The 13,384-nt window shown below is 46.1% G+C and carries 10 protein-coding genes and 1 pseudogene; 9 read left to right on the forward strand and 2 right to left on the reverse strand.

Annotated features, from left to right (window positions below; all coding sequences use genetic code 11):
- Nucleotides 1-20: 20 nt before the first annotated feature.
- The 3 genes from MUK70_RS08950 (at nt 21) to MUK70_RS08960 (ending at nt 1,671) form a co-directional block, all read left to right on the forward strand.
- Complete coding sequence (locus MUK70_RS08950) at nt 21-197, forward strand: hypothetical protein (RefSeq protein ID WP_234606732.1); 177 nt, start codon at nt 21-23, stop codon at nt 195-197.
- An 83-nt stretch (nt 198-280) separates the two neighbouring features.
- Nucleotides 281-1,003 carry a DUF3891 family protein gene (locus MUK70_RS08955; protein ID WP_234656490.1) on the forward strand — a complete coding sequence of 241 codons (723 nt, stop codon included), beginning with the start codon at nt 281-283 and terminating at the stop codon, nt 1,001-1,003.
- Nucleotides 1,004-1,098: 95 nt separating this feature from the next.
- Entirely contained in the window at nt 1,099-1,671 is a 573-nt protein-coding gene (locus MUK70_RS08960; RefSeq protein ID WP_234656489.1) for a hypothetical protein, read from the forward strand.
- Here MUK70_RS08960 and treZ read toward each other — a convergent pair.
- Both treZ and glgX read right to left on the reverse strand, forming a co-directional pair.
- Nucleotides 1,658-3,487 (reverse strand): malto-oligosyltrehalose trehalohydrolase, encoded by a 1,830-nt coding sequence (gene treZ / locus MUK70_RS08965; RefSeq protein ID WP_234656488.1) that lies wholly within the window; start codon nt 3,485-3,487, stop codon nt 1,658-1,660. The two genes, MUK70_RS08960 and treZ, sit on opposite strands and share 14 nt — an antisense overlap.
- Nucleotides 3,484-5,665, reverse strand: a pseudogene (gene glgX, locus MUK70_RS08970) (glycogen debranching protein GlgX). The gene treZ and the pseudogene glgX overlap by 4 nt, the downstream one beginning before the upstream one ends.
- A gap of 190 nt (nt 5,666-5,855) precedes the next feature.
- On the opposite strand from glgX, the gene MUK70_RS08975 reads away from it, so the two are divergent.
- The 6 genes from MUK70_RS08975 to MUK70_RS09000 all read left to right on the forward strand — a co-directional run bounded on the left by MUK70_RS08975 (nt 5,856) and on the right by MUK70_RS09000 (nt 13,292).
- Nucleotides 5,856-6,113 carry a hypothetical protein gene (locus MUK70_RS08975; protein ID WP_234656486.1) on the forward strand — a complete coding sequence of 86 codons (258 nt, stop codon included), beginning with the start codon at nt 5,856-5,858 and terminating at the stop codon, nt 6,111-6,113.
- 213 nt (nt 6,114-6,326) lie between these two features.
- Complete coding sequence (locus tag MUK70_RS08980) at nt 6,327-7,922, forward strand: hybrid sensor histidine kinase/response regulator (protein WP_234656485.1); 1,596 nt, start codon at nt 6,327-6,329, stop codon at nt 7,920-7,922.
- Between the two features lie 12 nt (nt 7,923-7,934).
- On the forward strand, nt 7,935-11,537 hold the full coding sequence (locus tag MUK70_RS08985; RefSeq protein ID WP_234656484.1) for a response regulator: 3,603 nt from the start codon (nt 7,935-7,937) through the stop codon (nt 11,535-11,537).
- Nucleotides 11,538-11,549: 12 nt separating this feature from the next.
- Nucleotides 11,550-11,915: a response regulator gene (locus tag MUK70_RS08990; protein WP_234656483.1), complete on the forward strand. Its 366-nt coding sequence runs from the start codon at nt 11,550-11,552 to the stop codon at nt 11,913-11,915.
- Between the two features lie 4 nt (nt 11,916-11,919).
- Complete coding sequence (locus MUK70_RS08995) at nt 11,920-12,729, forward strand: CheR family methyltransferase (RefSeq protein ID WP_234606724.1); 810 nt, start codon at nt 11,920-11,922, stop codon at nt 12,727-12,729.
- On the forward strand, nt 12,711-13,292 hold the full coding sequence (locus tag MUK70_RS09000; RefSeq protein ID WP_234656482.1) for a chemotaxis protein CheB: 582 nt from the start codon (nt 12,711-12,713) through the stop codon (nt 13,290-13,292). The genes MUK70_RS08995 and MUK70_RS09000 overlap by 19 nt, the downstream gene beginning before the upstream one ends.
- Nucleotides 13,293-13,384 lie beyond the last annotated feature (92 nt).

Raw genomic sequence — 13,384 nt, forward strand, 5'->3', positions numbered from 1 at the left:
AGAACCAAATAATGATTGTCATGAAACAGTCACAAAATTCGGGAACGATGCAACAGTCTCAGTCCCGCAACAAGCCTGAAAACAAAGACAACTTGGATAGCAGGCATAAGGAAGAGGAAATGGTGAAAGGAGACCACATTACAAATAATCACAAAGAGCAACAAAGTGCTGGAAAGCAGCAAAAACAGCAGCAATAGTTATTGTTTGAACAGCAGTTTTTCAGTATCAAGGCCAGGAACAATTTCCTGGCCTTTTTTGCACAGAAATATTTATAAAAATTATGATCGTTAATTATCAGGAAGACGGCTGGCAGATCATTTCCCAACGCGCACACGGGCTGCTTTCGGGACAAATATGCTTTTACTGGAAACACGACTTCCGGCCGGAACGCTGGCTGGAAACAATCATTGCAACCACGGAGCACGACGATGTGTTCAATGAATTTGTTAATGATGACAATTTGCTGAATGAAAACGGCGGTCCGGTCAATTTTAAAATGCGAAAGTTTGATGAAGATAAATGTGAAGAACTCCTCCAACTCGCCCTTTCCAAAAGCCGTTATATCGCGCTCCTCACTTCGCAGCACATTCAGTTTTTGTATGAGAAAGAAACAGACAAGCACATCGTCGCTTACTGTAAAAAGTTGAAAACCTGGGACGGGAAGTGGCGGAAAGAGGCCGGATTAGATGAAAAAGAAATAAGGACGGCTTACCAGATCCTTGAATGGTGCGACGCATTGTCATTATTGATATGCCAAAATCAGGTTCCTCCAGAAGGTCGGAAAATTGAAATCAGCCGAGGACCAGACAATCAGCAATACGAACTCTGGTCGCCGGAAGAAAGTGTACTGCATGTGACGCCCTGGCCGTTTGATACGGACAGTTTTAAAATTCATTTTGAGTCAAAAACGATGACACAACTGAAATTTGACAATGTTATTGCGTTTCGCGAGAAGCTGAAAGACGCCCCTGTGCAGTTCCACACCTATTTAATTTCCAAATAATGCCTGCACAACGTGGTTATTGTTCAATTTTCAGCACATACTTTCGTTCATAAGCTGATCTCCGTATTCATGTTGCGGAGGCAATGCATACTCATATGAAAAAAGCACTTTTTTGTATCCTCCTGCTTGTGGGAACGGTGTCCTGCGAATGGATCGGGAATAGGCCAAGTTTCGGCGACGATTTCACTACTTATACGATCAAGGCCGGACAACACGAAGTCGAGAAGAATATCAACACACCGTTTACGGCAAGTTCACTTCGGTTTCAAGTGGTCTTTGACAGCTCGTGCATTTACAAGACAAGTATTCCTGAAAACCAGTTTGATATCAACAAACTTTACGGATTCTCGGATTGCAGCTCCCAGCACCAGAGCAACAGTGCCAGGTTCGGCTGGAACTGGAATGAAGGTGCCATCCATATTTACGCATATACTTATGCCAATGGCGTACGCGAAGCAAAGGATCTTGGCACTGCACAATTGAATGAGACGAACAGTTTCAAGATCGCATTAGAAGATAATTCTTATATTTTTTCTTATCACGGCGTCGACACCAGGATGCCTCGTCACTGTTCAGGCGGTGTGGGCATCGCTTATAAACTCCTTCCCTATTTCGGTGGCGACGAGGTGGCGCCACACGAAATAAAGATCAAAATCAGGAATTTGTAAATACGGCAAAGCTCTCGGGCGCAAGCATAATCAGCCTGTCGGCAGGCGGGTCGGCCATTATCCCTATGCCATTCCATTGAGAATCCGAAGATGCGATCAGTTTTTTCCACCCGCTGCCCCGCTCAGGCAACCAGGTTTCACGGACTGATTTAGAGAAATTGAGGACCACAATAATTTCCTGCTCCCCGGACCAGCGACGAATCGTAATGGTCTCATTTACCACATCCGGCTCAACTTCAATTGCTTGCCGGTCCATATTATGCAATGCAGGCTGGCTTTTCCTCAGCTGAATCAGTGTTTTGTAAAACTGAAACATCGTTTGGTGTGGCTCCTTCGGCAGCAAAGACCATTGCAACTTCGAACTATTGAATGTCTCCACACCCATCGGATCTGGCGCTTCGCCTTCTATGTGAAACGCGGCAAATTCGCGCTTCCTACCCTTCCTGACAGCTTCCGCCAGCTCAGGATCTGTATGACTCACGAAATACATAAATGGATTGCGCTCGCTATATTCCTCTCCCATAAACAACATAGGCAGATAAGGACTCACCAAAACGGCCCCAGCAAGCAACTTTTGCATTTCAAACGAAACCAGCTGGCTCGTCCGCTCACCCAGCATCCGGTTGCCTACATGATCATGGTTTTGAGAAAAAACCACAAACTGCTCCCCCGGGTAACCATCGGCCTTTACACCAAATATCCGCTTCCGATGTTCGGAAAACGTCCCGTCGTATACGTAAGCATCTTTATAGGATTTTGCCAGCGACGTTATCGGCTCAAAATCAGAATAATAACCGCTTCGCTGCTGGCCAGAAGCGACACGTAATGCGTGGTGAAATTCATCTACCCACTGTCCATCCAATCCGTAACCTCCCTTTGATGTCGGTTTAATGAACTTCGTATCATTCAGATCCATTTCCACGATCAGGTAATGCGCCTTCCCGGTTTGCTCTGCCAATTCATTCACACGGCTTTTCATTTCCTGTAAAATATGAACCGGGCTCATATCCTTAATCGCATGTACGGCATCCATTCTTAGTGCATCTATGTGAAAGTCCCGGAACCACATCAGGACATTTTCTATAAAATAACCGCGTACACCGTCACACCAGGCATCATCAAAGTTGATCGCATCTCCCCAGGGTGTGTTGTATCTATCTGTAAAATAAGGACCATACTGCGGCAGCACATTACCCTCCGGGCCAATGTGGTTATACACAACGTCCAGAATAACTGCAAGCCCTTTTTCATGGCATGCATTGACGAGATGCTGCAACGCCTCGGGTCCGCCGTAGGAATCCTGCACACAATACGGTAACACGCCGTCGTAACCCCAATTACGGGCACCTGCAAATTGCGAAACGGGCATAATCTCAATCGCATTAATGCCCAGATCAACCAGATAATCCAGCTTGCTTTCCATAGCGGCGAACGTGCCTTCTTCCGTAAAAGTGCCTGTATGCAGTTCGTAAATGATGTAATCTTTCAGAGCGACCTGGGGCAGATTTTTATCCGTCCATTTAAAACTTCTGAGGTCATAAGCGGCAGACGGCCCGTGGACACCTTGCGGTTGCCAGAGGGACGCCGGGTCGGGCGAACGGTTTCCATTTACAATGAACTGGTAAATGTCGCCCGCTTTGAGTGCGCCTGTTTGCAATGACCAATAGCCCAGTTCCTGCTTTTTGAGTGGCAATTGCACCTCAGATTCAACCAGCAAGAGCGACACCTCATCAAGCTCCGGTGCCCATACAACCACATTTGCTTCTCCGAATTCATTAAATCTTACTCCCGGCAGCAGCTTTTCGTTGTCAATCATATTTTTTGTTGTTCCAATGCGTGTTTAAAAACGATTATCGACCGGCTATCTACGGTCACCAGAGCATCCGGCTCGAATAACTGGCCATCCTCAGTAATACAGTTTGCACTTGTATCAATCACTTTACGCCATTCTGTACCATACTTTTTTGGAGGAAGTTTGTATTCAACCGGCTCGAAATGGGCGTTAAAGATCATATAAAAGCTATCATCGTAAATCGGCTCACCCTTTTTATTCACATGCCGGATTCCTTTACCATTCAGGAATATGCCCAGTGATTTAGCATAGTCGTGGTTCCAGTTTTCTTCCGGCATTTCGCTTCCGTCCGGTAAAAACCAGGCGATGTCTTCCAGCCCTTTCCCTTTGATCGGCAATCCGCGGAACCAATCCCGTCTGCGGAACGAACGGTGCGCTTTACTGAAAGCGATCAGCTTTTGTGAGAATGTTAATAAATCCTGGTCTGCTTTTTCCCAGTCGAGCCACGAAATCTCATTATCCTGGCAATATGCATTGTTGTTTCCACCTTGTGTCCTTCCCCACTCATCACCCGCCACGAGCATAGGCACGCCCTGCGAAAGGAAAAGCGTTGTAAGGAAATTTCTTTTCTGCTTGTTTCTGAGCTCCATTACTTCGGGGGTTGTCCGACGGCCCTTCACTGCCGCAGTTCCACGAACGATTGTGATCATCGCCATCATTGTTATCCTCACCATTCGCAAAATTACGTTTTGCATTATACGACACCAGGTCGTTCAATGTAAATCCGTCGTGGGCAGTTATAAAATTAATGCTTGCGGTTGGTCTGCGATACTCTCCTTTATATAGATCCGAACTCCCTGTAAAGCGCTCTGCGAACTCGGCCAGCATACTATCGGCTCCTCGCCAAAAGTCACGCATACAGTCGCGGTAACGACCATTCCATTCAGCCCAGCCCATAGGGAATTTTCCGACCTGGTAACCATCATAACCAATGTCCCAGGGCTCGGCGATCAGTTTTACCTGTGAAATGATAGGGTCCTGGTGGATGATATCGAAGAACGCGCTAAGCCTGTCCACTTCGTGCAATTCCCTGGCCAGCGTAGACGCAAGGTCAAAGCGGAATCCGTCAACATGCATTTCAGTGATCCAGTAACGCAAACTGTCCATGATCAACCGCAGCACGCTGGGAAGCCTGGCATTCAATGTGTTACCGGTTCCTGTGTAATCCATGTAATAGCGCCCGTCCATCAAGCGGTAATACGACATATTGTCAATCCCCCGGAAGGACAATGTAGGACCCATATGGTTTCCTTCCCCTGTATGGTTGTAAACCACGTCCAGGATCACTTCAATGCCGGCCTTATGCATTTCCTTGACCATATTTTTAAACTCGTTCACTTGCTGGCCGTGGGTTCCGGAGCTGCTGTAACGCACATCCGGGGCAAAAAAACCGATGGAATTATATCCCCAGTAATTGGTCAGTTCACGCTCCTTTAAATGTCGGTCAGAAATGAAATGGTGTACAGGCATGAGCTCAACAGCGTTCACACCCAGCTCTTTAAGATATTTAATCGTCGCCGGATGAGCCATAGCCGCATATGTTCCGCGGATTTCCTCGGGAATTTCTTTATTCAAAAAAGTGAAACCCTTCACATGTGTCTCATAAAGAATGGTATCGTGATACGGAATCTCGGGCGGCTGCACGCCTTCCCAGTCAAACGTTGGATCAATGACAACCGATTTGGGGATGTAGGGAGCGCTATCGAGTTCGCTGAAACTCAGGTCCTCATTTTCGTCACCAATAACGTATCCAAAAAGCGCATCGTGCCACTGGATTGTTCCCGAAACAGATTTGGCATACGGATCAATCAGAAGCTTATTCGGATTAAAACGGAAACCATATGCTGGTTCATAGGGCCCGTGAACGCGATATCCGTACAATTGTCCCGGTTTCAATCCCGGCACATACACATGCCACACATGGTGCGACGCTTCCTTGATCTCGATTTTAATGTGCTCGCGCAAACTTTCCTGACTCTCGAACAAACATAATTCCACGCCAGTCGCATTCTCCGAATACAACGCAAAGTTAACGCCCTCTCCATCCCAGGTTGCGCCTAATGGATAGGGTTCGCCTGGATAAACTAGTATTTTGCTGTGTTCCGATTCTTTAACAACATTATTGTTAGATACTTTTTTCATCTTTGAATCATTTTCGTTATCAATTCCATATCGCTCAGCCAGGATCGCCTGCTGAACCGCTCTCACACACACCTTATGCGCTGGAATTTCATTTGAGAACACGATTTGCTATAAAATTATGCCAGAACAGCGGTTACTTGTTCGGGAAAATATTCCACAGAAGCCCGAATGAGCGCGTAACAATAACATTATGGACAAAAACAAGTTGCCGGAAATGCTGGCATTTCTACAAAAGGTCAGTGAGATGAATGAAGACACTGCCTATGATTCCTCGGACGAGCATCTGGTAAACGCCATTATTGATATGGTGAAGCAAGAGGGACACTCCTCAATCTCAGAAGAGTTTGACATGCCCTTTATTCATCCCATGATTACAATTCAAAAATGGGTGGAAGAATTGAAGATTATTGTCATTGACAATGTCCGGGAAAGCAATGCGGATAATTAGCCAAAAACGCAAAAAAACGTCCGTTTTGGTACGATTTTTGTACAAATTTGCGTAGAAAACGTTTATTTTAACTAAAATTGAAGTTGTTTTTGTCACTGTATCTTAACTAATTGACTTGCAGCGTATACACATATAAGTTTAATTTCGATTGGTACATATTACTTCACAGCTGACATCTAACAAGAATTGCGTGGATAATTTTTTACCCATATTATGATTCTGATTGTCGACGACAGGCCCGAAAATATACTTCCTTTAAAAAAGATTCTGGAACTGCACAATTTCAAAACGGATAGTGCAGAGTCGGGTGAAGAGGCGTTGAGAAAAATCCTGAAAAACAGCTATTCTGTGATCATAATGGATGTTCAGATGCCTGGTATGGACGGGTTTGAAGTGGCGGAGGCCATTTCTGGCTTCGGCAAAGCAAAAGACACGCCGATCATTTTCCTGTCTGCGGTGAACAAGGAAAAACGGTTTATTACCAAGGGTTACTCGTCGGGCGGCATTGATTACCTGACCAAACCCGTAGACCCGGATATTTTGTTGCTGAAAGTCAAAACATTCAATAAGCTGTTTGAGCAGCAGCAGGAACTCAAATCGATCCAGCATTCCCTGCAATATGAGATTGAAATCAGGAAAAAGGCACAGGAGGAACTGGCCGGGCGTATGCAGGAACTGCGTTTCATCCTGGAATCCCTTCCCCAGATCGCTTTCACCATCGGCATTGACGGAAAAATCGAATTTGTGAATGAACATTGGTTTCAGCTTTCCCGGGATGCCACCGTTTTTCCGGAATCTCATCCGGAAGACGACCTTTACCGTGCCTGGGAAACGCATTTTAAGGATGGCCTCGAATTCACAGGTGAGGCAAGATTAAAGCATCTGGATACGCAGGAATACAAATATTTTCTGATCAAAATCATCCCGATCCTGCAAAACGGCTCGAGCATTCGCTGGGTAGGAACATTTACGGACATTCACCAGCAAAAAATGGCCAATGAGCTGCTGGAACACAAGGTGGAACTCCGAACGAAAGAACTCCTGGATAAGAATTCCGAGCTGGAAACGACCAATCACGAATTACAGCAATTTGCGTGGGTTGTTTCTCATGATTTGAAAGAACCTCTGCGCAAAATACAGACATTCAGCCATCTAATTAAAGACAAATACCTGAAAGAAAATCCTGAGGCCATTTCTTATCTCAACAGATCCATCAGCTCTTCGGCCCGAATGTCGCGCCTGATCAGCGATCTGCTGGATTATTCCAGGCTTTCCGTCAAGGCGCATTTCCAGCCTACCGACCTGAACGCGCTTCTGGAAGATCTTTTGTCCGATTTCGATGAGATTATCCTGAGCAAAAGAGCAGTAATCCAGCTCGATAAATTGCCCATTATTGACACCATTCCCAGTCAGATCCGGCAGGTTTTTCAAAATCTGATCAGCAATGCACTCAAATTCTCTAAAGAAGGGACGCCGCCGGTTATTAAGATATCCTCAACCATTATTGCGGAGAAATTTGTAGACGCCGAAGTCGATGAGGGCGGCCATTTTTGCAGGATCGTGATTGAAGATAATGGCATAGGCTTCGACGAGAAATTTCTCGACCGGATATTCGTCATCTTCCAGCGTCTTAACAACCTCGGTACTTACGAAGGGACGGGGATCGGACTGGCGATCGCGAAAAAGATCATGGACAAGCATAACGGGATCATTTCGGCCAGGAGCGCGGAAAATCGCGGAGCGCAATTTATTCTTATCCTGCCCCTGGTCCAGGAGCAGGTTTTAAATGAAACCAAAACTGAAAATTAGCAGCAAGGCACGATGAGAAAAACCTCTAACTCTATCATTCAGCAACTACAAATTGTTTTTTCCTTCTCCATATTATTGCTGATATTCAGCTTGCTGGCATCTTATTACAGCACCCAAAAATTAATTAACAACTCTCAGCTTGTCAACCATACCAACCAGGTCCTCATTGAAGCAGAAAGCATTATTTCCTATGTAAAAGATGCGGAAACTGGTCAGCGCGGTTTTCTGATCACCGGAGAACAGACGTTTCTGGACCCCTACTCCGACGCGTACGCGAAAACTACAAACAGTCACAATAATCTCAGCGAACTAACGGCGGACAGTCCGATCCAGCAAAAAAACCTGCGTGAAGTCAAAGCATTGTATGAAGCCAAATTTGGGCAGATGCAGAACATTATAGACCAGACACGCAGGAATCCGGACTTCGCCAACGACCAGAACGGCAGGCTCAGGGAAATGCTCAGAGGAAAAAAGGTCATGGATGATCTGCGGCTGGTGGTGGAACGCATCAAATCCGAGGAAAACAAAATCTTGCAGGACCGTCTCGAACAGCAGGAAATCTACATTCGCTATACGCCAATCCTGCTCGTCGTTGCCGCATTAATCTCGATCCTGATCACGGTTTTTGCCTATATGCGCATTAAAAATGATATGGACAAACGGCTTGCCGCCCAATTACTTGAAGAACAAAAATATACAGAGACAGAACGCAGGATCAACCGCATAGAGCAGATTACCAGACAGGTTTCAAATGGTGATTATAAGGTAAGGTCGCAAGATCAAAGCGATGACGATCTCGGACGCATTTCATTAGCACTTAACACGATGACTGCTTCGCTGGAACAGACATTCAATGACCTTACCACGAGAAACTGGCTGCAAACCGGAGCCGTGGAAATCAGTGACGCCATTCGGGGAGAGCGGATATTGAAAAAACTGGCGACAAATCTCATCAACACCATCACACGTTATTCCAAGGCGCAACTCGGCACCATTTATATCCAGGATAATGATTGGAATTTCAGGCTCGCGAGCAGTTACGCTGCGGAGCAGGCACCCGACACAATTACGCCAGGCTCGGGACTTGCAGGGCAGGTGATTGAAAGTAAAAAGCCCCTGATCGTGTACGACGTTCCTGAGAATTACCTCAAAGTGACATCGACCCTGGGGGAAACAAAGCCCGTTACACTCGCTATTTTGCCGCTCATTTATGCCTATGAGTGCATCGGGGTCATTGAACTTGGCTTTTTGAGCAAACCGGACCGCAATGATATCCTGTTTTTGGAAAACAACCTGGAATCCATTGCGACAGGCATTAACTCGGCATTGGATTATTTAAAACTGCAAAACTTCCTGGAAGAAACGCAGGCACAATCCGAGGAATTACAAACGCAGCATAACGAACTGGAAAACCTCAATGCCGAGCTGGAAGCGCAGTCGCAGAAGTTGCAGGCATCCGAAGAAGAGCTTCGCGTACAACAGGAAGAGTTGCAGCAAACCAATGAGGAACTTGAAGAACGGAGCGGTTTACTGGAAGAAAAGAATATTGAAATTCAGAAAAAAGCAGAGGAACTCGAATTAACCACGCGCTATAAGTCTGAGTTCCTGGCCAATATGTCGCATGAGCTGCGGACACCGCTAAACTCAATCCTGCTCCTGAGCAGATTACTTGCTGAAAACGATGAGAAGAACCTGAGTAGCGATCAAATAGAATATGCAACGGTGATCCAGTCTTCCGGCAACGGTTTACTCGGCCTGATTGATGAAATCCTCGATTTGTCCAAGATTGAGGCCGGTAAAATGGAGCTGGATTATGGCAATGTGTCGGTGAAAGAAATTGTTGAAGATTTGAGAGGCCTGTTCAGTCCGGTAGCGAAAGAGAAAGGGCTCGATTTCAATATCAACATTGAAAACGGTGTTCCGCTTGTGATTGAAACAGACAAGATGCGTTTGGAACAGATCTTGAAAAACCTCATTTCCAACGCTTTGAAATTCACTTCGCAGGGGTCTGTTCAAATTGATATCAAACGGAAGCCGGAAGCGGAACATCTGATCAGCTTCGCGGTCACAGATACGGGCATAGGCGTTGCCCCTGAGAAGCAGCAGCACATATTTGAAGCATTCCAGCAAGCAGACGGATCCACCAAGCGCAAATACGGCGGGACAGGATTGGGATTGTCGATCAGCCGCGAGCTTGTGAAGTTGCTCGGCGGCGAAATCTCGTTAAGCAGCAAGCTGAATGAGGGCAGCGTGTTCACCCTCGGTATCCCAATTGCAAAGACGTACAATCCGGCAGGCAGCGAGCAGCAGAACTACTTTGTAAACCACAATGAGGCGTCGCTGAAAACGAAACCTGAGGGAATTGACAAACGATTTATCAGCACAGTTATTCCAAGAAGTATCGACGATGACCGCGACAACATTGAAAGCACAGACAAGACCATTCTGATCATTGAAGACGATACAACGTTCGCAAAGTCTTTGCTTGATTACACCCGTAAGCAAGGTTACAAAGGCATCGTGGCCGTGCGCGGCGATGAAGGACTGGAACTTGCGCAGGCATTTGTGCCTATGGGTATTTTACTGGACATTCAGCTTCCCGTGCTCAGCGGCTGGGAAGTAATGGACGAGCTGAAGGCCCGTCCGGAAACACGGCATATTCCGGTGCACATTATGTCGTCGCACCGTATGAAAAATGAAAGTTTGCTCAAAGGCGCAGTGGACTTTATTGATAAGCCGGTTGCATTTGAAAAGATGGAAGAGATCTTCAAAAAGATCGAATTCGTGGTGAGCCGGCGGAGTAAAAAGGTGCTGATTGTGGAAGATAACTCCATGCATGCAAAGGCGCTCGCTTACTTCCTGTCGTCTTTCAATATTAATTCCAAACTGAAAAGCGACATAAGCGAAGGTTTGGAAACCTTGCAGAACAATGAGGTGGACTGCGTGATCCTGGATATGGGCATACCCGACAAGAAAGCTTATGACATCCTGGAAATGGCTAAAATGACACCCGGTTTCGAGCATATCCCGATCATTGTATTCACAGGAAAGAGCCTGTCCATGACAGAAGAACTGCGCATTAAACAATATGCAGACTCAATTATTGTCAAAACGGCCCACTCCTATCAGCGTATGTTGGACGAAGTTTCCCTGTTCCTTCATGTGGTGGAAGAAAACAAGAAAACGCCGCAAAAAATGTCGGACCGACAAAAATTAGTTGGATTAGCAGACATATTAAATGGCAAGACTGTGTTGATCGCGGATGATGATGTGCGGAATATTTTCTCGCTGTCGAAGTCATTGGAAAACTTTAAGATGAATGTTGTAACCGCTCTGGACGGCAAAGAAGCCTTGCAGCGGCTGGAAGAAAATCCCGATGTGGACGTGGTCCTGCTGGATATGATGATGCCCCAGATGGATGGCTACGAAACCGCAAGGCGCATCCGGGAAAACCACAAATGGCGCAACCTGCCGGTCATCGCCGTAACTGCAAAAGCCATGACGGGCGACCGTGAAAAATGCATTAACGCGGGCGCATCCGACTACATTACCAAGCCTGTTGACATTGACCAGCTGATGTCGCTCCTGCGTGTGTGGCTTTACGAAAAATCCTGAACCGACCTTCCCATGAATAAAAAAAAAGTGCTGATTATCGACGATGATGCGCGGAACATCTTTGCCTTGAAAGCGACATTGAAAGCGAAATCCTATGACTGCATTTCGTGCAGCGGCGCACCTGAGGCATTAGATTTGCTAAAAACGGATGAGCCCGTTGACGCGATCCTGATAGACATGATGATGCCCGAAATGGATGGTTACGATGCTATTCCTCTGATCAAAAGAATAGAAGGCAGGAAAAACACCCCGGTGTACGCGGTTACCGCACAAGCCATGGTGGGCGATCGTGAAAAATGTTTGAGAGCTGGCGCGGATGAATACATCTCGAAGCCGATCGATGTAGAAAAATTACTGCGGCTTTTAAAAGACATATAGAACGATGATTGAGGATGAGGATGTTGAGCTGCTGCTAAATGACCTGGTAGATATTTATGGATATGATTTTACAAGCTATTCCAAAGCGTCCCTGAAAAGGCGCATTGTCCGGCTTGTATCGATTGACAAGTTTCCCAGTTTCGCCGAGTTTCGTTACAAGCTCAGAACGGACGAAAATTACCTGAAAAGGTTTGTCGAGGAGATTACGGTGAATGTGACGGAAATGTTTCGGGACCCCTCGTTTTACAAGTCTTTGCGTGACGATATCCTGCCTGTACTCGGTACGAAGCCATTTATCCGGATCTGGCATGCAGGCTGCTCCACGGGCGAGGAAGTATATTCCATGGCTATTTTGCTCAAAGAAGCGGGCTTGCTGCGCAAGTCACTGCTATACGCCACCGACCTGAATCCGAGCGTCCTGGAAAAGGTGCGAAAAGGCATTTTTCCGTTGCAGCAGATGAAGCAATATTCAGAAAGCTACATTGAATCGGGCGGCTTAAAAGACTTTTCGGAATATTACACAGCCCATTACGGGCAGGCGAAATTTGAAAAGGAACTCTCTGAGAAAATCATTATCTCAACACATAACCTGGTCTCTGACAGCTCTTTTAATGAATTTGATCTGATCCTGTGCAGGAATGTCCTCATTTACTTTGATAAAGATTTGCAGGACCGCGTTTTAAAACTTTTCGATGCCAGCCTTGGAACACTGGGTTACCTGGCTTTGGGAACTAAGGAAACACTTAAATTTTCGGTGATACAAAATAAGTTTAAGCAGCTTAACCGGGAAAAAATATGGAAAAAAATCATGTAGCAAATGCAGTAAAAGCAATGGTAATCGGAGGATCAGCCGGGAGTCTCCAGGTGCTCTTCAACTTACTGCCTCTGTTGCAAAATCATTTGCCTTTTGCTATGATCCTGGTATTGCATCGCCGCCACTCCGCCGATTCGTCCCTTTCTGAATTGCTTTCAACGAAAACATTATTGCCCACGTGTGAAGTGGAAGACAAAGATCGGATCCTCCCCGGACACATTTACCTGGCACCGGCAGATTATCATTTACTGATTGAGAAAGACGAAAGCTTTTCGTTGGATTATTCAGAGAAGATCAATTTCAGCAGGCCCAGCATTGACGTCACTTTCGAGTCGGCTGCGGAAGTTTACGGGCCTTCATTGGTGGCTATGCTTCTTTCGGGCGCCAATGAAGATGGCACAAAAGGCCTTTCCCTGGTAAAAAAAGCAGGCGGCACCACAATCGTGCAAAACCCCGAGACGGCACAAATGCCATACATGCCGCATCATGCCATGATGCACACTGTGATTGATCACGTTCTGGACGTTCGCCAGATGTCGCATTACATCAATAATCTCCGCTGACTTCTTCATGAGTTTTACCTGAAAAATAAGCACGGCTTTTCTGGCAATCGTTGATCAGTGCCACAAAACATACTTTCAGTCTTTCTTTCTGA

The organism is Dyadobacter chenwenxiniae (assembly GCF_022869785.1).
Lineage (GTDB): Bacteria > Bacteroidota > Bacteroidia > Cytophagales > Spirosomataceae > Dyadobacter > Dyadobacter chenwenxiniae.